Below are 20,981 nucleotides of genomic sequence, written 5' to 3'. Positions count from 1 at the left end.
TGCTTTCTTCGCTGATGCCACAGGTCATCAACGGGAGCTAGGTGTACAGGAGGCTGCCGTGCGGGTCGGGACGGGCGTCGTGTCCCCCTGTGGCAGGGGCGCACGCCGGACGGGCGCACAACAGCAGCCTATTGTTCCACGCCCTCGGCCCGGCGCCAAAATCGGCCGTACGGCTCCCCGTCCGGGTCCGGTTCCCAGCCCAGGATGGACAGCATCTCGCGGTCCTTCTTGTCGAAGGCCTCGGGGTCGCAGCGCTCGATCAGGTCGGGGCGGTTCAGGGTCGTGCGGCGCAGGGCCTCGTCACGGCGCCAGCGGGCGATCTTCCCGTGGTGGCCGCTGAGCAGCACCTCGGGGATGTCCCGGCCGCGCCAGACGGGCGGCTTGGTGTAGACGGGGCCTTCCAGGAGACCGGCCATCGCCCCGGGGGCGAAGGAGTCGTCGCGGTGCGACTCCGCGTTGCCGAGGACGCCGGGCAGCAGCCGGGCGACGGCCTCGGTGATGACCAGGACGGCCGCCTCGCCGCCGGCGAGGACGTAGTCGCCGATGGAGACCTCGTGGACCGGCATCCGGGTCGCGTACTCGTCCATGACGCGCCGGTCGATGCCCTCGTAGCGCGCCGGGGTGAAGATCAGCCAGGGGCGCTCGGACAGTTCGACGGCCAGCTCCTGGCTGAAGGGGCGGCCGCTGGGCGTGGGCACGATCAGCGCGGGCGCCCCGGCGCCCGTCTCGTAACCGTCGGCGAGGACCGTGTCCAGGGCGTCTCCCCAGGGATCGGTCTTCATGACCATGCCGGGGCCGCCGCCGTACGGCGTGTCGTCCACCGTGTTGTGCCGGTCGTACGTCCACGCGCGCAGGTCGTGCACCTGGACGTTGAGCTGCCCACGCGCGCGTGCCTTGCCCACGAGGGATACGTTCAGCGGCTCCAGGTACTCCGGGAAGATCGTGACGACGTCGAGCCTCATGCGCCGTCTTCCCCGGACTCCGCCCCGGCTTCGTCCCTGGAGGAGGCGATCACGGCGCGGTCGTCGATCAGGCCGGGCGGGGGCGCGATGACCGCCTTCTGCTCCGCCAGGTCGATCTCGGTGACGATCTCCTCCACGAAGGGGATCAGCACCTCGGTGCCGTCGGGGCGCTCGACGATGAACAGGTCCTGCGTGGGCAGGTGCGAGATCTCGGTGATCCGGCCGACCTCCGCGCCGTCCTCGGTGACGACGTCGAGGTCGATGAGCTGGTGGTCGTAGTACTCGTCCTCGCCCTCGGGCAGTTCCTCGGGGTCCACCTCGGCGATCAGCAGGGTGTTGCGCAGGGCCTCGGCGGCGTTGCGGTCGGTGACGCCCGCGAAGCGCAGCAGGAGGCGGCCGCTGTGGACGCGGCCCGTCTCGATGGTCAGCGGCCCCGCCGAGGCGGGATCCGTGGCGAGTACGGCGCCGGGCCCGAGCCTGAGTTCCGGCTCGTCGGTACGTACCTCGACGGTGACCTCGCCCTTGATGCCATGGGCACGGCCGATCCGTGCGACTACCAGCTGCACGTGTCCAAATCTCCTGTCGTACGACTGCGGGCCGGGGACGGCCCTGTGGCCCTCCCCGGCCCGAGCCGGTTGCGATGAAGCGTCAGCGGACGTGGTCCACGTCGACAAGGTCGACGCGGACACCGCGACCGCCGATGGCGCCCACGACGGTGCGCAGGGCGCGCGCGGTGCGGCCGTTGCGGCCGATCACCTTGCCGAGGTCGTCCGGGTGGACCCGGACCTCCAGCACACGCCCGCGGCGCAGGTTGCGCGAGGCGACCTGCACATCGTCAGGGTTGTCGACGATGCCCTTCACGAGGTGCTCAAGCGCCTCTTCGAGCATGCTGCTCAGGCCTCGGTGGACTCGGACTCGGCAGCGGCCTCGTCCTTCTTCTCAGCCTTCTTCTTCTGGGTGATCGCCTCACCCTTGCCCTCGTCGTCACCGCCGAGAGCCTCGAACGACGGGCGGGTGGCCTTCGGCTCGGCGACGAGCAGCGGCGCGGGAGCCGGCTCGCCCTTGAACTTCTGCCAGTCGCCGGTCTTCTTCAGGATGGCGAGCACAGGCTCGGTCGGCTGGGCGCCGACGCCGAGCCAGTACGCCACACGCTCGGCGTCCACCTCGATGACCGACGGGTTGTAGGTCGGGTGGTACTTGCCGATCTCCTCGATGGCCCGGCCGTCACGGCGGGTACGGGAGTCGGCGACGACGATGCGGTAGTGAGGCGAACGGATCTTGCCCAGACGCTTCAGCTTGATCTTGACTGCCACGGGAGTGGGTTCTCCTGGATTTGACGTGGTTGGGCACGGCGAGTCGCCGCGTGGGGTTGCGGTACCCGAGTGCCCGATGGACGCGTCAGCCGGAGGAGAGAGGGGTCCTGTGCGGCTGTCGAGTACAGCTAGCCATTCTGCCATACCCCGCGGGCCGCTCCGGGCCGAGGGTGCGCCGGCCCTGCCCGGGCACGCCGGGGAGGCACCCGGCGTGGAGGTGAGGTCACGTCGGGTGCGCCGGCCGGTGCGGTGAGGTCGCCGTCGGCCACGGCTGCCACGAGCAGCCGTGACCGCTACGCCGCTCCCACGACCTCCGGGATCCTGAACGGCTTGCCGCAGCCGCCGCAGACGATCGGGGCCTGGGCGAGGACCGAGGGCACCACCCGGACGTTGCGGCCGCAGTCGCACACCGCCTTGACACGGACGCCGCCGCCGGAGGAGCCGTGCCGGGCGGCCGGGCCGCGGAAGGTGCGGGAGGTGTCGGCCGAGGTGGCCGCGGTGTGGGCCTTCAGGGCGCGCTGGAGCCGCTCGATGGTCGGGCGGTAGCGCCGCTTCGCCTCGGTGTTGAGCGTGACCAGCGAGAAACCGCTGCTCGGGTGCGGCTCCTCGGGGTGGTCCAGGCCCAGCTCCTCGGCGATCGCGAGGAAACGCCGGTTGTGGTAGCGGCCGGCCCGGGAGGTGTCGCGGACGCCGCGGGCGGCGGCGATGCCGTGGACTGCCTCGTGGAGCAGCCTTTCGAAGGAGAGTTCGTGACCGCACGCGGACGACGACTCTCCGATCAGGGATTCAGGCGCGGCAAGGTCGGGCAGCTCGGGGTGGTGCCGCTGAATGTCGGCCCACGCCTGCGCCAGCTCTGCGGCGAGAACAGGTGGTGTCTGTGTCGTGCTCACGTAATGACAACGAGCGGGAGTGCCGCTGTGTTCCTATTCCGGGGCATCCCAAATATTTTGCACGTACCCGTCAGTTGCCACTGATGCGTCCGGACGAGGGCGGGTGCGCTGATCTGCGGAGAAGCGTCACAGCTCCTACCAAGCTGGTGCGTAGCCCGCACTACGCACCGCCGGTGAGCCCTGAGGCGACGGGCGCGGGCCGCCGCGCAAGGGAGGTTTCGGCCGCTCTCGGCGCGCGCCCTCATCCCGGTCAGCGTCCACGGCCTCCGTGACGTTACCGCGTACCGCCGCGACCTGTGTCACCGGCCTGCCTTCCGGGGGCCGGCACCGCGGGGCCGTCCGGATTGCCGGGATGTGAAATCTCGCCACACCGGCGTCCACACCTCAAGCCGGGCCCCACGACCCCTGGACGCCACCGCGAGCCGGGAGTTACCTGGCATACGTGGGAAGGGCGCGCGCACGGCACGGGGGCACGCAACCGGGCGCGGCGGCGAACTGTCGGCGGATTGGGGCGCTTACCTATGACACCTACGCTCGTGCGGCAGCACACGTCCCACGCGGAGTCCGCACCCCGCGTGGACCCGGGCGCACGCGCGCGTGACTGGTCCGAGATCCAGGAGCGGATGCTCGTACCGCTCTACGAAGCCGTGTACGACCGACTCGAGGTGGGCCCCGCCACCCGGTTGCTGGGCCTGAACTGCGGTTCGGGGCTCGCCCTGCTGATGGCGGCCTCCAGGGGCGCCGCGGTCACCGGTGTCGACTCCGCCTCCCCCGAACGGCTCGCCCTCGCGCGCGAGCGCCTGCTGCCGGACGCCCCGCCCGGCCGGGGCGGCGACGGCGGAACGGGCACGCACGCGCGTACGCCGGTGGAGCTCCTCGACGGCCCGCCCTCGGCGGCGCAGTCGGCGGACGGCGCCCGGACGGACGCGTACACCCTGGTGACCGCCTTCGAGCCGGTCGGCGGCCTCGCGTGCGACGCCGAGGGGCTGGGCGACCTGCTCGCCGGTGTGCTGCCGCTGGCCGGGCGGGGGGCCGCCGTGGTGCTGGCCGGCTGGGGACCGCCGGAGCGCTGCGCCACCTCCTCGGTGCTGCGGGTGGCCGCCAAGCTGGCCGATCCGCTGCGCGGCACGCGCAGCCGGCCGCCCGCGCCGCGCGACGTCCTGGAGGAGGTCGCCGGGCGGGCCGGGCTGAAGCCGGACGGCTCGGGCCGGGTCGCCTGCCCGTTCGGGTACGCGGACCTCGACAGCGCCGTACGGGGGCTGCTGTCCACCGGCCTGTTCGACGCGGCGGTCTCGGCGACGGACGCCAAGCAGGTCGACAAGGAGCTGACGGAGGCGCTGCACCCGCACCGGCGCCCGGACGGCACGGTGTGGATGCCGAACGTCTTCCGCTACCTCATCGCGCGCGTGCCCTAGGGTCTTCCGTCCGGATCAGGCCGGTGCCAGACCCCGCGAGCCCGGCATGATCCGGACGAGAGGCCCAGGTGCCGGGCAGGCCCCGGGGAAGCCGGTCCGTCGTCAGTCCTCGCCCTGCTTGGTCAGGCGTGTGATCCCGGCGATCCGGTAGGCGTCCGCCTCCTCCAGCGTCTCGTTCTCCAGCAGCGCCCGCGCGAGGTCGTCCAGCCGGCCCCGGTGGTCGCGCAGCTTGCGGCACGCCTCCTCGTAGCACTCGTCCACGATCCGCCGCATCTCGGAGTCGATGACGTCGAGGGTCTGCGGGGCGGCCGACAGCCCGTACGCCTGCTGGGCGTCGCTCGGCAGGGCGGACAGCCGGCCGACGCGCTCGCTCATGCCCCAGCGGCCCACCATCCCGCGCGCGATGTTGGTGACCTGTTCCAGGTCGTTCTCGGCACCCGTCGTGACGACCCCGTAGACGACCTCCTCCGCCGCCATGCCGCCCAGGGCGCCGATGATGCGCCCGCGCAGGTACTCCTCGGAGTGCGCGTACCGCTCCACCTCGGGCGTGGACATGGTCACCCCGAGCGCCCGGCCGCGCGGCACGATGGTGATCTTGCGGACGGGGTCGGCGCCGGGCTGGAGCATGCCGAGCAGGGCATGGCCGCTCTCGTGGTACGCGGTACGCCGGCGGTCCTCCTCCGGCATGACCAGGGTGCGCTCGGCGCCCAGCTGCACCTTCTCCAGCGCCTCGGACAGGTCGGCGCCGGTCACCTGCTCCTGTTTGCGCTTGACGGCGAGCAGAGCGGCCTCGTTGGCGAGATTGGCCAGATCCGCGCCGGTCATGCCCGGGGTGACGCGGGCCAGCTGCGTCAGGTCCACGTCGGGCGCGAGCGGGATCTGCCGGGTGTGGATCCGCAGGATCGACTCGCGGCCGCCGCGGTCCGGCGGGGAGACGGTGACCACCCGGTCGAAGCGGCCCGGCCTGGTCAGCGCCGGGTCCAGGATGTCCGCGCGGTTGGTCGCCGCGATGACGATCACGCCCTCGGCGCCGGAGAAGCCGTCCATCTCCGTGAGGATCTGGTTCAGTGTCTGCTCGCGCTCGTCGTGGCCGCTCATCGACGCGCTGCCGCCGCGCGCGCGTCCGATGGTGTCGATCTCGTCGATGAAGATGATCGACGGCGCCACCTTGCGGGCCTCGGCGAACAGCTCGCGGACGCGGGACGCGCCGACGCCCACGATCATCTCGATGAACTCGGACGCCGAGGCCGAGAAGAACGGCACGCCGGCCTCGCCCGCGACCGCCCGTGCGAGCAGGGTCTTGCCGGTGCCGGGCGGTCCGGCCAGCAGCACCCCGCGGGGCAGCTTCGCGCCCATCCTGCGGTAGACGTCGGGGTGCTCCAGGAAGTCGACCACGTCGTCGAGTTCGCCCTTGACCTCGTCGATGCCGGCGACGTCGGCGAAGGTCGTGCGCTCGGTGTCCGGCCGCGGCCCGACCGGTCTGGGCGGCGACCGGCGGCCGAAGAGGCCGCCTCCGCCGGGCAGCATCCCGCCGAGCCGCCGCTGGACGAGGAGCCACACCACGACCAGGACCGCGAGGGGGATCAGGGACATCAGCAGGTTGGTCGCCAGGCTGCGTTCCTGCACGACCGGCCGCGCGGTCACGGTGACCCCGTGGCTGCTCAGGTTCTGCCACAGCCGGTCGTCCGCGAAGGCCGGCCGCTGTGTCTTGAACTTGGTGTACGAGCCGCCGCCCTCGGGATCGGAGCGGGGGGTCCTGAGCTGGCCCTGGATCGCGTCGCCCTTGGAGTAGATCGTGGCGACATTGCCCTCGCCGACCTGCCTGCTGAACTCCGTGTACGAGATCGTCGGCTCGTTGCCCTGGCCGAAGTAGTGCAGCCCGGCGTAGGCCAGCACGAAGACGACCACCGCGGTGGCGAGCAGGCCCCACCATCTGCCGCCCCGGAACCGGCCTTGCCGCCGGGGAGGCTCCTCCGGTGTGCCCTCGGCGCGCCACGGCTGATCAGGCGCCTTGCGGGGCGGCGCCGCATCACTCATATCTGGACGTTACGACACCCCACGGGCCTCGGCACGCGCAAAGGGGCGCCCCCTGCGACAGGAGGCGCCCCCGGCGTTTCGTGCGAGCGGAACTCAGCCCGTGCCCTTCCCGGACCCAGCCCGTGCCCTTCCCGGACTCAGCCCATGAACTTCTTGAACTCGTCCGGCAGTTCGAAGTCCTGGCCGTCCTGCTGCGGCAGCCCGAAGGCGTTCCCGCCCTGTGCGGCGGCCTCGCGGCGCTGCGCCGCCTCCAGTTCCTGCTGCCTGCGCTTCATCGGGTTGCCGGAGCGCTGCTTGCCCTTGGCCTTCTTCTGCTGCTTCTTCTGCCGGCCGGGGCCGCCGCCCATGCCCGGGATCCCCGGCATGCCCGGCATACCGCCCTGGGCCATGCGCGACATCATCTTGCGGGCCTCGAAGAACCGCTCGACCAGGCTCTTCACCGCGCTGACCTCGACACCGGAACCCCGCGCGATACGGGCGCGGCGGGAGCCGTTGATGATCGTCGGGTCCTGCCGCTCGGCCGGGGTCATCGACTTGATGATCGCGGCGGTGCGGTCGACGTCCCGCTCGTCCAGGTTGGCGATCTGGTCCTTGATCTGGCCCATGCCCGGGAGCATGCCGAGCAGCTTGCTGATGCTGCCCATCTTCCTGACCTGCTCCATCTGGGACAGGAAGTCGTCCAGGGTGAAGTCCTGGCCCTTCTTCGACGCCAGCTTGGAGGCCATCTTGGCGGCCTCTTCCTGGCTGAACGTCTTCTCCGCCTGCTCGATCAGGGTGAGCAGGTCACCCATGTCGAGGATGCGGGAGGCCATCCGGTCCGGGTGGAACGCGTCGAAGTCGTCCAGCTTCTCGCCGTTCGACGCGAACATGATCGGCTTGCCGGTGATCTGCCGGATGGACAGGGCCGCACCACCGCGGGCGTCACCGTCGAGCTTGGAGAGGACCACGCCGTCGAAGCCGACGCCGTCGCGGAAGGCCTCGGCGGTGTTGACGGCGTCCTGGCCGATCATCGCGTCGACGACGAACAGGATCTCGTCCGGGGAGACGGCGTCGCGGATGTCCGCGGCCTGCTGCATCATCTCGGCGTCGATGCCGAGGCGGCCGGCGGTGTCCACGATCACGATGTCGTGGACCTTGGACTTCGCGAAGTCGATGGAGTCCTTGGCGACCTTCACCGGGTCGCCGACGCCGTTGCCCGGCTCCGGCGCGTACACCGCGACACCGGCGCGCTCGGCGACGACGCTCAGCTGGTTGACGGCGTTGGGGCGCTGGAGGTCGGCGGCGACCAGCAGCGGGGAGTGGCCCTGCTCCGCGAGCCACTTGCCGAGCTTGCCCGCGAGGGTGGTCTTGCCGGCGCCCTGGAGACCGGCCAGCATGATCACGGTGGGCGGCTGCTTGGCGAAACGCAGACGCCGGGTCTCGCCGCCGAGGATGGTGACCAGTTCCTCGTTGACGATCTTGAGGACCTGCTGGGCGGGGTTGAGCGCCCGGGAGACCTCGGCCCCGAGCGCGCGCTCCTTGACGTTCTTGATGAACGACCGCACGACGGGCAGCGCCACGTCGGCTTCGAGGAGCGCGATGCGGATCTCGCGCGCCGTGGCGTCGATGTCCGCCTCGGAGAGCCGTCCCTTGCCGCGCAGGTTCTTGAAAGTCGCTGACAGGCGATCGGAGAGAGTGTCGAACACGGCGCTCGCGGTCCTCGGGGTCGGTGACGGTCTTGAAGGTCGCCCTCCAGGGTATCCCGGCGCCGCAAGCACCGGGGCAGGTCATCCGCGCAGCGTCTCCTCCAGCACCCCCGCCAGCGACGCCGCGTCCCCGGCGGGCAGGGGTGCACCCGCCCCCGTCGTGACGTAGAACGCGTCCACCGCGTTGGAGCCCAGCGTGCTCACGTGCATGCTCCGGACCCGTACGCCGGCCTTCTCCAGGGCCATGCCGATGCGGTGCAGCAGGCCCGGGGCGTCCTGGGCGCGGACCTCGATCACCGTGGCGTGGTGGGAGGCGGCCGGGGCGACCGTCACGCGGGGCGGCGGGGCGGTCCAGCCGCGGCGGCGCGGGTAGGCGGCGTCGCGTTCGGCGAGGCGGCCGGCGATGTCGAGGGTGCCGTCCAGGGCGCGGACCAGGTCGGTGCGCAGCCGGGCCGCCTGGGGCAGGGAGCCGTACTCGGCGGCGACCCGCCAGTTGAGGAGGAGGACGGTCGCGTCGTCGACGTCGTCCGGCAGGCGCAGCGCGCGCAGCTCCGCCGTGCGCACGGTGAGGCGGTGCACGGCGAGGACGCCGGCGACCGCGGGGAGGACACCGGGCTGGTCGGGCACGGCGATGAGCAGCTCCACGCCCAGGGGTTCCGGGTCGCCCGCCGGGTCCTCGGCGGTGACCGGTTCGGTCTGGGCGCGCAGGGCGAGGACGGGGCCGCCGGTGCGGTAGGCCTCGATGGCGAGGCGTTCCTGCTCGGCGGTGGGCGCGGCCGGCTCGGGCTCGTCGGGGGCGTCCCCGGCGAGGACGGCGCGGACGCGCCGGACGAGGTCGGCGACGAGGGAGCCGCGCCAGGAGGACCAGGCGGCCGGGCCGGTCGCGAGGGCGTCCGCCTCGGTGAGGGCGTGCAGCAGCTCCAGGGTGCCCTGGCCGCCGACGGCCTCCGCGACCGAGCGCACGGTGGCGGGGTCGTCCAGGTCGCGGCGGGTGGCGGTCTCGATGAGCAGCAGGTGGTGGCGCACCAGCAGGGACAGCACGGCCACGTCCGCGCGGTCGAAGCCGATCCGCGCGGCGACGTCCCGGGCGATGATCTCGCCGGCCACCGAGTGGTCGCCGGGCCAGCCCTTGCCGATGTCGTGCAGCAGGGCGGCCACCAGCAGCAGGTCGGGGCGGCTGACGCGGCGGGTGAACTCGGAGGCGCGGACCGCCGTCTCGATCAGGTGGCGGTCCACCGTCCACACGTGCACGGCGTTGCGCTGCGGCCGGCAGCGCACCCGCTCCCAGTCGGGCAGCAGACGCGTGACCAGGCCCTCGGCCTCCAGCGCCTCCCAGACCTCGATCGTCGGGCGGCCGGAGCCGAGCAGGGTGACCAGCTGCTCGCGGGCCTCGGCGGGCCAGGGCGTGGGCAGGGGGCGCGCGGTGGCGGCCATGCGCCGTACGGCGTGCAGGGAGAGCGGGAGACCGGCCTGAGCGGCGGCGGCCGCGGCGCGCAGCGGGAGCACGGGGTCGCGCTCGGGGCGTGCGGCGCGGGCGAGCACCACCTCGCCGTCCTGTTCCACCACGCCTTCGGCCAGCGGCGACCGTTCGGTGACCGGCTTGCCGCCGCCCAGGATGGCGCGCAGGCGGGGACGGACGGCGCGCGAACGCAGCACGCGCCCCACTTCGCGCCAGGTCACGTCACTGGCGTACGCGATCACCCGCGCCGCTTCGTAGACCTGCCGCAACAGGGTGTCGGCGTCGAGCAGCCCCAGCTCGGCGGCCACCTGGTCCTGTTCCTGGAGGGCGAGCCGGTCGGTGGCGCGGCCGGTGGCCAGGTGGAGGGCGTCCCGGACGTCGAGGAGCCGGCGGCGGGCGTCGGCCAGGCCCTCGCGGGGGGCGTCGGCGAGCCAGGAGGCGGCGACGGCGCGCAGTGCGGTGGCGTCGCGGAGGCCGCCGCGGGCCTCCTTGAGGTCGGGTTCCAGCAGGTACTGGAGCTCGCCCTGGCGCGCGGCGCGTTCGGCGCACAGTTCCTTGAGTTCGGGGAGCCGTTTGGGGGCCTGGTTGCGCCAGTCGGTGAGGACGGCGGTGCGCAGGCCGGCGGTGAGCCCGGCGTCGCCGGCGAGGTGGCGGGCGTCCAGCAGGCCGAGGTGGACCTTGAGGTCCTCGCCGGCCGTCTTGCGGGCCTCGGCGGGGGTGCGCACGGAGTGGTCGAGGGCGAGGCCGAGGTCCCAGACGGGGTACCAGATCCGGTCGGCGAGGGCGGCGACCGCGCCGGGGTCGGTGCCGTCGTGGAGCAGGACGAGGTCGAGGTCGCTGCGCGGGGACAGTTCCCCGCGGCCGTAGCCGCCGACGGCGACGAGCGAGACGCCGTGTGCCGCGCCCGCCGCCGCGCCGAACAGTCCGGCGAGCCAGTCGTCGGTCAGGCCGGAGAGGGCGGCACGGCGCGGCGGCCCGGACCGCGCCCCCTCCGTGAGGAGGCGCAGCCGGGCCGCCGCGTAGCCGCCGGGTCCCGGGTCTTCCGTCTCTTCGCGCACATCCGTACCGGTCACCCAGCGACTCCTGTTCCGTTTCCCGCGGCCTTCCCCTGACCTGGATTGTGCTCTGTCAGAGCGCGTCCGGCCCGCGTTCGCCCGTGCGGACCCGTACGGCGGTCTCCACGGGCAGCGACCAGACCTTGCCGTCCCCGATCTTGCCGGTGCGGGCCGCCTTGACGATGACCTCGATCAGCTGCTCGGCGTCGTCGTCCTCGGCCAGCACCTCGACGCGGATCTTGGGCACGAGGTCGACGGTGTACTCGGCGCCGCGGTAGACCTCGGTGTGGCCGCGCTGCCTGCCGTAGCCGCTGGCCTCGGTGACCGTGAGTCCGTGGACGCCGAAGGCCTGGAGGGCTTCCTTGATCTCGTCGAGCCGGTGCGGCTTCACGACGGCGGTGATGAGCTTCATGCGTCCACCTTCCTGTTCTGCGCGGCGGCCGGGGCCGGGGCGGCGAGGGACCCGGCGACGCCGCCGCCGGCGCCGCTGAAGTCGTATGCGGTCTCGGCGTGCTCGGCCTGGTCGATGCCGGAGACCTCCTCGTCCTCGGTGACGCGCAGGCCGAGGGTCCTGTCGAGGAGGAAGGCGAGGACGGCGGAGACGATCAGGGAGTAGGCGAGGACCGCGAAGACACCGGCGCACTGCTTCCAGAGCTGGGTGAAGGTGTGGTCGCCGTAGAAGACGCCCGTGGCGGTGGACTGGCCCTTGCCGGTGGCGAAGAAGCCGATGAGCAGGGAGCCGATGATGCCGCCGACCATGTGGACGCCGACCACGTCCAGGGAGTCGTCGTAGCCCCACTTGAACTTCAGGCCGACGGCCGCGGCGCAGGCGACACCGGCGATGGCGCCGACGGCGATCGCGCCGAGCGGGGAGACCGCGCCGCCGGACGGGGTGATGGCGACGAGACCGGCGACCGCGCCGGAGGCGGCGCCGAGCGTGGTGAAGGCGCCGTGCCGGATCTTCTCGTAGGCGAGCCAGGCCAGCATGGCGGCGGCCGTCGCGACCTGCGTGTTGACGAACATCAGCGCGCCGACGCCGTCGTCGTTGCCGAGCCAGGAGCCGGCGTTGAAGCCGAACCAGCCGAACCACAGCAGACCGGCGCCGAGCATGACCAGCGGGAGGCTGTGCGGGCGCATGGGGTCGCGCTTGAAGCCGACGCGCTTGCCGATGACGAGGATGACACCGAGCGCCGCCGCACCGGCGTTGATGTGGACCGCCGTACCGCCCGCGAAGTCGATCACTCCGAGCTTGTAGGCCCAGCCGTCGGCGCCCCAGACCCAGTGGGCGACCGGGACGTAGACGATCGTGGCCCACAGAGCGACGAACAGCGCCCAGGCGGAGAACTTGACCCGGTCGGCGAGGGCGCCGCTGATCAGGGCCGGGGTGATGATCGCGAACATCAGCTGGAAGACCATGAACACGAAGATCGGGATGGTGTAGCCGTCCCAGAGCTGTGTCAGGCCGACGTTGCTGAGGCCGATCCAGTCGGCGTTCCAGCCGAGCAGGCTGTTGCCCGTGCCGAAGGCGAGGGAGAAGCCGTAGAGGACCCACAGGATGGTGACGATCCCGAGGCTGATGAAGCTCATCATCAGCATGTTCAGGGTGCTCTTGACGCGGACCATGCCTCCATAGAAGAAGGCCAGTCCCGGGGTCATCAGCATCACCAGGGCGGAACAGATCAGCATGAAGCCTGTGTTCGCGGACGACAGTCTGGGTGCGTCCGCCGCAAGCATGATGGCTGGTGCCATCGGCGTCTCCTCGTCGGTTGGTACGGCCCCGTGCGGGCGGTGCCTGAGCGGTCCGGTCGGGTGAGGGGTGGGCCGGTTATGCGCCACGAGACTGACGCAGCGCGGTTTCGGTGGAAGCCCCTCGTTGTTTCGCCGGGGTGACGAAGGCGCCCTGTGTGTTACGCGTCGATGAAGTGCGGGGTGCCGGGGCCGCGCGATCGTTATCGTGGCGCGACCTTCCGCGCGGGACCCGTTGGCGGACACAAGCCGGCCGCGGCGGGCCTTCCGATGACCTGGCATGGGGGAGCCGAGTCGGGTGGTTCGGGAGGACCGGCCGCGGCCGGGGTCCGGGGTGCTGCGGTGGTCAGACGGCTTCGGCGTTCTCCGGGAGGTCGACGGCGAGCTGGTCACTGAGGTCGATGACGGCGGCGAGGTCGCCGTAGTCACGGACGGCCGTGTCGACCGTCTTTCGGATACGGGTGTTCACACGCTCGGAGCGGACCTTCTTGGCGATCTCCATGGCACGCGTGGCGTAGGCCGTGCTCTCCTCGGGCTCGCGCTGGAGCAGGTGCACGGTGGCCATGCCGATGAGGTTGAGCGCGTACGACCGCTGGTGCTCGGAGTCGTCGGCGAACAGCTCCACCGCCCGCCGCATCAGCGGCTCGGCCAGGGAGGCGTAGGTGGGGCTGCGCCCGGCCACGTAGGCGAGGTCGCGGTAGGAGTGCGAGTTCTCCCCGTGGAGCTCGGCCTCGGAGAAGAAGCGGATCCAGTCGGGGTCCGGCTCGTCCCACTCGTCGACCTCGGCGAAGGTGTCCTCGGCCATGCGGACGGCACGCTTGGTCTTGCCGGGCTGGCCCATGTTGGCGTAGGCGCGGGCCTCCATCGCATACAGCATCGACTGGGTGCGCGGGCTCGCGCAGTCGCGGCTGCCGTACTGGGCGAGGTGGATCAGCTCCAGGGCGTCCTCCGGCCGGCCGAGGTGGATCATCTGGCGGCTCATGCTGGAGAGGATGTACGAGCCGAGCGGCTTGTCCCCGGCTTCCTTGGCCGCGTGCAGGGCGAGCACGAAGTACTTCTGGGCGGTGGGCTGGAGGCCGACGTCGTACGACATCCAGCCGGCCAGCTCGGCCAGTTCGGCGGCGACCTTGAACAGCGTGCGGGTGGTGGCCTCGGGCTGGGGCTCCTGGAGCAGGTCGGTGACCTCGTGCAGCTGGCCGACGACCGCCTTGCGGCGCAGGCCGCCGCCGCACTGGGCGTCCCACTGGCGGAACATGCGCGTGGTGGACTCCAGCAGCTCCAGCTCCGGCCGGGACAGCCGGCCCGGCCTGCGCGCGTCGAGGGCGGTCTGCGGCTCGGGCGGGGCCGGGGAGGACGGGGCGGGCACCAGCCAGCGCTGCATGGGCTCGATGAGGGAGGGACCGGCGGACAGCGCGAGCGAGGTCCCGAGGAAGCCGCGCCGGGCGAGCATCAGGTCGCTGCGGGAGAACTCGCCGAGCAGGGAGACCGTCTGCGGGCCCGTCCAGGGCAGGTCGACCCCGGAGGCGGCGGGCGGCTGACGGGCGGCGCGCAGGCCGAGATCCTCGATGGAGACGACACACCCGAAGCGCTCGGAGAACAGCTCCGAGAGGATGCGCGGGATCGGTTCGCGCGGGTTCTCGCCGTCCAGCCAGCGGCGCACCCGGGAGGTGTCGGTGGAGATGTGGTGGGCGCCCAACTGGCGTGCCCGGCGGTTCACTTGGCGGGCCAGCTCGCCCTTGGACCAGCCGCTGCGCACGAACCACGAACCGAGCAGCTCGTTGGGGCGCTTGTCAGCGTGTGTCCCGCTTCCGCCGTTGCCGCCCACTGGCACGCCCCCATCCCTGAGACCACTTGCCGCCCGATGCGCCAAGCCCTATCAGAATGCCGGTAAATACGGCCTCGCGTCCGCCGGTTCTCACCCTTCGAACGGTTTGGCGACTTGCCTCCGGCATACCCGCGAGTGCATGTGCCCCGGGGACTCGTGCACTCACAGTAATCCTACGATCACCCGTCCAACCACGGGGATCCCTGAAACGCCACCATTCGCCACCCCTTCGAATGAACTCACGGTGGCCGGGGCGCGATTCACTTGACACAGGACGGCCGGAAGTGGGCGGAGTGATGCACCCAGGGGCGCGTTTCCCTCCGGTGCGCCACCCTCCGTACTCCAAGGCGCCGCCTTAGCGCCGCGTCGCCGCGGGGAGGCGGAGCCGTAGCGTTACGTTCCGCTTCCGTCTCGCTCCGTGGCGTAACCACCGGCGCGCTGGACCCGTTGGAGGGGGCATGGGCTTCACGATCGGCGGCATCCGCGAGATCCGCTCCGGCACGCGCCGGCGCGGCCGGTCCGCGGAGTGCACCGCCGTCGCCGAGTTCACCGGGCTGTGGGGCTGGGACGTCGTGCCGGGGACGCGGGCCGCGGGCGGCGTCTGCTCGTGCGGGCGGCGGGACTGCCCGGCGCCGGGCGCGCATCCGCTGGGCTTCGCCCCGCCCGTCCCGGCCGGGGCCACGCTGGACGAGGTGGGCAAGGCCTGGTCGGAGTTCCCGGGCGCCTCGGTGATGCTGCCGGTGGGCCGGGCCTTCGACGTCATCGAGGTCTCGGAGCCGGCCGGCCGCCGCGCCCTGGTCCGCCTGGAACGGATGGGTCTCCCGCTCGGCCCGGTGACCGCGACCCCCGACGGCCGCGCCCACTTCTTCGTCGCGCCCGGCGCCGCCGCCGACCTCCCCCGGCTGCTCTACCGCATGGGCTGGGACGACCCGGGCGCGCTGGACCTGCGCGGCCTCGGCCCCGGCACGCACATCACCGCGCCGCCCTCCGACCGGGGCGGCCTGGGCCCGGTGCGCTGGCTGCGCCCTCCCGCACTGGACTCGGCGACGCGGCCCCCGGCGGCCCGGCTCCTGCTCGGCACGCTGGCGTACGTGGCCCACCGGTCGCGGGCCAGGGCGTAGGGCCTGTCTGACAATTCGCGTCTGCCGCGCGACGCCATGCACGCTCCCCCACTGCCTCAACGGCGTGGGAGGTGCCCCCACTCGCCGCACCGGCCCCAGACCCAAGTACGTCCAGTACGAGGGCCTGGGGCCGGCGCCCCGAGAGCACGCACCTGACGCCGCGCGGCCGCCCTCCGGGCGACGACGCGAATTGTCAGACAGGCCCTGGGCCCCGCCAGGACGAAGCTCCCGTCCCCGACTGCACCTCGGGGCGGGAGCTTCCTGGTGGCCGCGCGGCCACCGGTCGGTGTCCGCGCGCGGGTGGTTCACTCTCCGATGAGCGCGTCCACGAACGCCTCCGGCTCGAACGGCGCGAGGTCGTCCGCGCCCTCGCCGAGCCCGACCAGCTTGACCGGCACGCCCAGCTCGCGCTGGACCGCGACGACGATGCCGCCCTTGGCCGTACCGTCCAGCTTGGTCAGCACGATGCCGGTGATGTCCACGACCTCGGCGAACACACGGGCCTGGACCAGGCCGTTCTGGCCGGTGGTGGCGTCCAGGACGAGCAGCACCTCGTCCAGCGGCGCGTGCTTCTCGACCACGCGCTTGACCTTGCCCAGCTCGTCCATGAGGCCGGTCTTGGTGTGCAGGCGGCCGGCGGTGTCGATGAGGACGACGTCGACCCCCATCTCCTTGCCCTCCTTGACCGCGTCGAAGGCGACGGAGGCGGGGTCGCCGGCCTCGGGGCCGCGCACGGTGTAGGCGCCGACGCGCTCGCCCCAGGTCTGGAGCTGGTCGGCGGCGGCGGCGCGGAAGGTGTCGGCGGCGCCGAGCACCACACTGCGGCCGTCGGCGACGAGCACGCGGGCGAGCTTGCCCGTGGTGGTGGTCTTGCCGGTGCCGTTGACGCCGACGACCATCACGATGCCCGGCTTGCGGTCCTCGGGCTCGGTCCTGACCGTGCGGTCGACGTCGGTGCCGATCAGGTTCAGCAGCTCCTCGCGGAGCAGGATCCGCAGCTCCTCGGGGGTGCGGGTGCCGAGCACCCGGACGCGTTCGCGCAGGCGCTCGACCAGTTCCTGGGTGGGCAGCACGCCGACGTCGGCGGTGAGCAGCGTGTCCTCGATCTCCTCCCAGGTGTCCTCGTCCAGGTGCTCGCGGGAGAGCAGCGTGAGAAGGCCCTTGCCGAGGGCGTTCTGCGAGCGGGACAGGCGGGTGCGCAGGCGGACCAGCCGGCCTGCCGTGGGCTCCGGGATCTCGATCCCGGGAGCCTCGACCACGGGAGGCTCCTCGACGACGACCGGTGCGGGGCCGCCGGGAAGATCCACCTCCTCGATCGTCCGGCGCGGTTCGTCGCGCGGCGTCTCGGCCTCGTCGCCGACGTGCGGCTCGGCCGGGGGCGCGGTGATGTCGGGCGCTTGGGGGGGCGGCGGGGGCAGCGGCTTCCGGCGCCGGCTGCCCACGATCAGCCCGCCGAGCGCGCCGAGCACGACCACGGCGATGACTACAGCAAGGATGACGGTTTCCATAACGCGTCCAGTATCGGCCATGGGGTCTTCGCGGACGCCGTTTGTGGCTTCCTCCGAGAGACAAACGCCACGTATCGCTAGGAGTGGGAGCAAAGTACGATGGTGGGTGCGCTGTTGACGCGCGTAGAGTCCCCTCGTCCCTGTCCCCCCACGTCTGGCCCCTCTTTCATGACGAAAACCGTCGAGACCGAAGGCGCTCTCGAAACGCGCGGTATCGAACAGGTCCCCGACCACGAGCGCACGGCGAAGACCCGGGAACTGTTCCCCACCTGGGTCGGTGCGAACATCAGCGTGCTGCTGCTGACGATGGGCGCGAGCCTGGTCGTCGCGTACCACCTGGACATCTGGCAGGCGCTGGTCGTCGCGGTGGCGGCGCCGGTCGTGTCGTACGGCCTCGTGGGCCTGATCGGCATCGCGGGCAAGCGGGGCGGCGCGCCCGGCATGGCGCTGTCGCGGGCGGTCTTCGGGCAGCGCGGCAACCTGCTGCCCGGTTCGCTGATCTGGGTCGCGCGCTGGGGCTGGGAGACGATCAACGCGGTGACCGGCGCCTACGCGATGCTCACCATTCTGGACATCCTGTTCGGCATCAGGGCGAACAGCGTGCTGGACATCGTGACGCTGCTGGTGTTCGTCGTCGCGACCTTCGCGATCTCCGGGCTCGGCATCAACGCCGTGCAGCGGTGCAACAAGTACGCGACCTACCTCTTCGGCGTCTTCTCGGTGCTGGTCCTGGCCTATCTGGTGGCGAACACCGACTGGTCGAAGGTGATGGACCACAGGGCCGGTTCCACGGCGGCGGTGATCACCGGTGTCGGCATGATCGCCGCGGGCGGGGTCAGCTGGATCCCGTCCGCCCCGGACTTCACCCGCTACCTGCCGCGCACGGCCTCGTCCCGGGCGATCGTGGGTACGGCGGTGGGCGGCGCCGGTGTCGTCGTGCTGCCCATGGTCCTGATGGGCGCGGTGATGGCCGTCGCCACGCCGGACCTGGCCTCGGCGAGCGACCCGGTGTCCTTCCTCGGTGAGATCCTGCCGACCTGGATCGCCGTGCCGTACCTGTGCATCGCGCTGATCGGCATGCTGCTGATCAACTCGATGTCGATGTACTCGGCGGGCTTCACCGCGCAGACCCTGGGCTTCAAGGTGCCGCGGCACTGGGCGGTCTCCGTCAACGCCGTGATCTCGCTGGTCTTCGGCGGGGTGCTGATGCTGGTGGCCACGAGCTTCATGGGCTCGTTCATCGCCTTCCTGTCGCTGCTGGCGGTCGCCTTCTCGGCCTGGGTCGGCGTGTTCGGCGCGGACATGTTCCGCCGCACGGAGTACGACGGCCGGGCCATGGCCGACACCACCCGCACCAGCGCCTACTGGTACCGGGGCGGCTTCTCCCCCGCGGCCGTGGCCGCCTGGGCGGTCGGCCTGGTGTCGGGCCTGATGTTCACCACCTCGGACTGGTTCACCGGCCCGCTCGCGACGAACAACGTGATCGGCGAGTACGGCCTCGGCTGGGTCGCGACGATCGTGATCTCCGGCGGGCTGTACCTGGTGCTGCCGAAGCCGGCGGTGGCCCGTCCGGCCGGGACGGCCGAGCCGGCCCCGGAGCGGGAGACCGCCGGCGTGTGAGGCGCCCCGGCCGGACGCGGCGCTCCCCCGCCCGGAGGGGCCTCCGCCGCCCCGGGACAGACCGTCCTCGTGCGGGGCGGCACTCGCCCGGAAACGCAGCCGGCCGCTCCCCCGCCTCCCCGGTCCTGAATACCTGACACACCGTCAGCCAAGGTCCCCCTCCACCGCAGCGCACCGGAGGGGGACCTTCCGCTGCCCGTCACGGTCGTCCAGCCCTCGCCCCTCGCCTTCGCAGGCGCGGTGTCGGGACGACCCGCCGGATCGCGGTGACGGTACCGGCGGTCATCGGCCCGCTGCACGACCCGCTGCGGCCGCCCGAGGAGATCGCCGTACTGGACTTGCTCAACGGCGGCCGGCTGGTGACCGTGGCCGGGATCGGGTACCGGCCGCAGGAGTGCCGCCCGGCGGGCGGCCGTTCTTCCCGAGCGCGCACCTGCCGGAGCTGGAGACGTACTACAAGGGGAGGCTCACCGAGTACGGCACCGGGGGCTGGACCATGATGCCGGCGGCCGAGACCCCGCTGCTGCACCTCGCCGAGGACCCGTACCGGGCGTGGGCCGAGTACGGCGGGCACTTCCTGCACGAGGCGCGCGGATCGACCGCAGCCCCGATCCCGCCGACCGGCGCTCGCGCATCCTGCGCCTGACCCCCGAAGGCCGGGCCATCACAAGGCGCGCACGTACGCTTCCCGGCAGTCGGGCGGGGTCCGCTCGGCGGTGAGGTCGGCGGCCACGACGGTGGCGGGGCTGCGCGCGCCGGCGGGTCCTGCCGGCGCCGGCGGACTGAGCCGGGCCGTCCGGCCGTACGGCACACCGCCGCCCCCGGTCCGGGCAGTGGCCGGGCCGGGGGCGGCGGACGGTTCGAGGAGAGGGGCAGCGGGGACTTGGCCCTTCTCCCCGAGTTCGGGGCGCCTCGCTACGAGGCTCAGCCCATCTCCTCCAGGGACTTGCCCTTCGTCTCCTTGACGAACTTCAGGACGAACGGGATGGAGAGCGCGGCGAAGACGGTGTAGATCACGTAGGTGCCGGAGAGGTTCCAGTCGGCCAGCGACGGGAAGCTCGCGGTGATGGCCCAGTTGGCGATCCACTGCGCGGCGGCGGCCACGCCCAGGGCGGCGGCACGGATCCTGTTCGGGAACATCTCGCCGAGGAAGACCCAGACAACCACGCCCCAGGAGAGGGCGAAGAACAGGACGAACACGTGGGCGGCGATCAGGGCGATCCAGCCCTGGGTGGCCGGCAGCTTGCCGTCGACCAGGTGGTGGCTGAACGCCCAGGCCTCCAGCGCGAGGCCGACGACCATGCCGACCGAGCCGATGAGGGCGAGCGGCTTGCGGCCGACGCGGTCCACGAAGATCATCGCGATCACGGTGCCGATGATGTTGATGATCGACGTCGTGAAGGAGTAGAAGAACGAGTCCGTCGGGTCGACGCCGACCGACTGCCACAGCGTCGAGGAGTAGTAGAACGCGACGTTGATGCCGACGAACTGCTGGAAGACCGACAGGCCGATACCGATCCAGACGATCGGCTTGAAGAAGAAACCGCCGCCGAGCAGGTCCTTGAACGTGGACTTGTGCTCGCTCTTCATCGCGTGCTCGATCTCGGCGACGCGGGCGTTCAGGTCGACGTCCTTGCCCTCGACCTCGGCGAGGATCTCCTTGGCGCGCTCACGCTTGCCGACGGAGAGCAGGAAGCGCGGGGACTCGGGGATCGCGAGGGACAGCAGGCCGTAGAGGACGGCCGGGACGACCATCACGCCGAGCATGACCTGCCAGGCCTCCAGGCCCATCAGCTTGCCGCGCTGGTTGCCGCCGGCGGCATTGAGCAGGCCCCAGTTGACCAGCTGCGAGATGGCGATGCCGACGACGATCGCGGCCTGCTGGAAGGAGCCGAGCCGGCCGCGGTAGGCGGGCGGGGCGACCTCGGCGATGTAGGCCGGGCCGATGACGGAGGCCATGCCGATGGCGAAGCCGCCGACGACGCGCCAGAAGGCGAGGTCCCACAGCGCGAAGGGCAGCGCGGAGCCGACGGCGCTGATGGTGAAGAGGACGGCGGCGATCTGCATACAGCGGATACGGCCGATGCGGTCGGCGATGCGGCCGGCGGTGGCGGCGCCGATGGCACAGCCGATCAGGGCGATCGCGATGACCTGGGCGAGGGCGGCGGACCCGACGTCGTAACGGTCGCGGATGGCCTCGACGGCGCCGTTGATGACGGAGCTGTCGTAACCGAAGAGGAAACCGCCCATGGCGGCAGCCGCCGCGATGAAGATGACGTGCCCGAGATGATCGGGGTGAGCCGTCCCGGCTCCTGACTGAGGTGCCTGCGCTGTGCTGGTCACGT

The 20,981-nt window shown here is 72.1% G+C and carries 16 protein-coding genes and 1 pseudogene; 4 read left to right on the top strand and 13 right to left on the bottom strand.

Annotation, left to right across the window (positions count from 1 at the left end):
* Window positions 1-128: 128 nt before the first annotated feature.
* From trmD to AB0947_RS16985, 5 genes are all read right to left on the bottom strand, one after another.
* Entirely contained in the window at window positions 129-962 is an 834-nt protein-coding gene (gene trmD / locus AB0947_RS17005; RefSeq protein WP_366751108.1) for a tRNA (guanosine(37)-N1)-methyltransferase TrmD, read from the bottom strand.
* A complete protein-coding gene (gene rimM / locus AB0947_RS17000) occupies window positions 959-1,528 on the bottom strand; it encodes a ribosome maturation factor RimM (RefSeq protein WP_366751107.1) in 570 nt (189 codons plus the stop codon). Before rimM ends, trmD begins: the two co-directional genes overlap by 4 nt.
* Window positions 1,529-1,610: 82 nt before the next feature.
* Entirely contained in the window at window positions 1,611-1,850 is a 240-nt protein-coding gene (locus AB0947_RS16995) for an RNA-binding protein (RefSeq protein ID WP_003973401.1), read from the bottom strand.
* A 5-nt stretch (window positions 1,851-1,855) separates the two neighbouring features.
* A complete protein-coding gene (gene rpsP / locus AB0947_RS16990) occupies window positions 1,856-2,275 on the bottom strand; it encodes a 30S ribosomal protein S16 (RefSeq protein WP_061925778.1) in 420 nt (139 codons plus the stop codon).
* Window positions 2,276-2,568: 293 nt separating this feature from the next.
* Window positions 2,569-3,165 (bottom strand): hypothetical protein, encoded by a 597-nt coding sequence (locus tag AB0947_RS16985; RefSeq protein ID WP_366751106.1) that lies wholly within the window; start codon window positions 3,163-3,165, stop codon window positions 2,569-2,571.
* Between the two features lie 521 nt (window positions 3,166-3,686).
* Here AB0947_RS16985 and AB0947_RS16980 point away from each other — a divergent pair.
* Window positions 3,687-4,580, top strand: coding sequence for an SAM-dependent methyltransferase (locus tag AB0947_RS16980; protein WP_366751105.1), 894 nt, complete (start codon window positions 3,687-3,689; stop codon window positions 4,578-4,580).
* 102 nt (window positions 4,581-4,682) lie between these two features.
* Here the strand turns inward: AB0947_RS16980 and ftsH are convergent, their stop codons facing one another.
* The 6 genes from ftsH to AB0947_RS16950 form a co-directional block, all read right to left on the bottom strand.
* Entirely contained in the window at window positions 4,683-6,617 is a 1,935-nt protein-coding gene (gene ftsH, locus AB0947_RS16975; protein WP_366751104.1) for an ATP-dependent zinc metalloprotease FtsH, read from the bottom strand.
* A gap of 137 nt (window positions 6,618-6,754) precedes the next feature.
* Window positions 6,755-8,302, bottom strand: a complete 1,548-nt coding sequence (gene ffh / locus AB0947_RS16970; protein ID WP_366751103.1) for a signal recognition particle protein — start codon at window positions 8,300-8,302, stop codon at window positions 6,755-6,757.
* An 81-nt stretch (window positions 8,303-8,383) separates the two neighbouring features.
* Window positions 8,384-10,834, bottom strand: a complete 2,451-nt coding sequence (locus AB0947_RS16965; protein ID WP_366751102.1) for a [protein-PII] uridylyltransferase — start codon at window positions 10,832-10,834, stop codon at window positions 8,384-8,386.
* Between the two features lie 55 nt (window positions 10,835-10,889).
* Window positions 10,890-11,228: a P-II family nitrogen regulator gene (locus tag AB0947_RS16960; protein WP_171152440.1), complete on the bottom strand. Its 339-nt coding sequence runs from the start codon at window positions 11,226-11,228 to the stop codon at window positions 10,890-10,892.
* On the bottom strand, window positions 11,225-12,565 hold the full coding sequence (locus AB0947_RS16955) for an ammonium transporter (protein ID WP_366751101.1): 1,341 nt from the start codon (window positions 12,563-12,565) through the stop codon (window positions 11,225-11,227). The genes AB0947_RS16960 and AB0947_RS16955 overlap by 4 nt, the downstream gene beginning before the upstream one ends.
* A gap of 343 nt (window positions 12,566-12,908) precedes the next feature.
* Entirely contained in the window at window positions 12,909-14,387 is a 1,479-nt protein-coding gene (locus AB0947_RS16950; RefSeq protein ID WP_366751213.1) for a hypothetical protein, read from the bottom strand.
* A gap of 458 nt (window positions 14,388-14,845) precedes the next feature.
* Here AB0947_RS16950 and AB0947_RS16945 point away from each other — a divergent pair, with 458 nt between their 5' ends.
* Window positions 14,846-15,508, top strand: coding sequence for a bifunctional DNA primase/polymerase (locus AB0947_RS16945; RefSeq protein ID WP_366751100.1), 663 nt, complete (start codon window positions 14,846-14,848; stop codon window positions 15,506-15,508).
* Between the two features lie 305 nt (window positions 15,509-15,813).
* Here AB0947_RS16945 and ftsY read toward each other — a convergent pair whose 3' ends face one another.
* Window positions 15,814-17,016, bottom strand: a complete 1,203-nt coding sequence (gene ftsY / locus AB0947_RS16940; RefSeq protein WP_366751099.1) for a signal recognition particle-docking protein FtsY — start codon at window positions 17,014-17,016, stop codon at window positions 15,814-15,816.
* Window positions 17,017-17,184: 168 nt separating this feature from the next.
* On the opposite strand from ftsY, the gene AB0947_RS16935 reads away from it, so the two are divergent.
* Together AB0947_RS16935 and AB0947_RS16930 are read left to right on the top strand one after the other, a co-directional pair.
* Window positions 17,185-18,636 carry a cytosine permease gene (locus AB0947_RS16935; protein ID WP_366751098.1) on the top strand — a complete coding sequence of 484 codons (1,452 nt, stop codon included), beginning with the start codon at window positions 17,185-17,187 and terminating at the stop codon, window positions 18,634-18,636.
* Window positions 18,637-18,849: 213 nt separating this feature from the next.
* A pseudogene (locus AB0947_RS16930) lies at window positions 18,850-19,391 on the top strand (LLM class flavin-dependent oxidoreductase); the annotation flags it as partial.
* Window positions 19,392-19,560: 169 nt separating this feature from the next.
* On the opposite strand, the gene AB0947_RS16925 reads toward AB0947_RS16930, so the two are convergent.
* Window positions 19,561-20,979, bottom strand: coding sequence for a sugar porter family MFS transporter (locus tag AB0947_RS16925; RefSeq protein ID WP_366751097.1), 1,419 nt, complete (start codon window positions 20,977-20,979; stop codon window positions 19,561-19,563).
* Between the last annotated feature and the right edge of the window lie 2 nt (window positions 20,980-20,981).

Origin of the sequence: Streptomyces sp. NPDC047841, from assembly GCF_040704085.1 — a bacterium.
GTDB lineage: Bacteria > Actinomycetota > Actinomycetes > Streptomycetales > Streptomycetaceae > Streptomyces > Streptomyces argyrophylli.
The sequence above is the reverse complement of the archived record's forward strand: the minus strand, read 5'-3'. Positions and strand labels throughout refer to the sequence as shown.

Coding starts and splice junctions, on each gene's coding strand:
- trmD (WP_366751108.1), bottom strand. CDS start 962: ATGAGGCTCGACGTCGTCACGATCTTCCCGGAGTACCTGGAGCCGCTG.
- AB0947_RS16995 (WP_003973401.1), bottom strand. CDS start 1,850: ATGCTCGAAGAGGCGCTTGAGCACCTCGTGAAGGGCATCGTCGACAAC.
- AB0947_RS16980 (WP_366751105.1), top strand. CDS start 3,687: ATGACACCTACGCTCGTGCGGCAGCACACGTCCCACGCGGAGTCCGCA.
- ftsH (WP_366751104.1), bottom strand. CDS start 6,617: ATGAGTGATGCGGCGCCGCCCCGCAAGGCGCCTGATCAGCCGTGGCGC.
- AB0947_RS16960 (WP_171152440.1), bottom strand. CDS start 11,228: ATGAAGCTCATCACCGCCGTCGTGAAGCCGCACCGGCTCGACGAGATC.
- AB0947_RS16955 (WP_366751101.1), bottom strand. CDS start 12,565: ATGGCACCAGCCATCATGCTTGCGGCGGACGCACCCAGACTGTCGTCC.
- AB0947_RS16945 (WP_366751100.1), top strand. CDS start 14,846: ATGGGCTTCACGATCGGCGGCATCCGCGAGATCCGCTCCGGCACGCGC.
- ftsY (WP_366751099.1), bottom strand. CDS start 17,016: ATGGAAACCGTCATCCTTGCTGTAGTCATCGCCGTGGTCGTGCTCGGC.
- AB0947_RS16935 (WP_366751098.1), top strand. CDS start 17,185: ATGACGAAAACCGTCGAGACCGAAGGCGCTCTCGAAACGCGCGGTATC.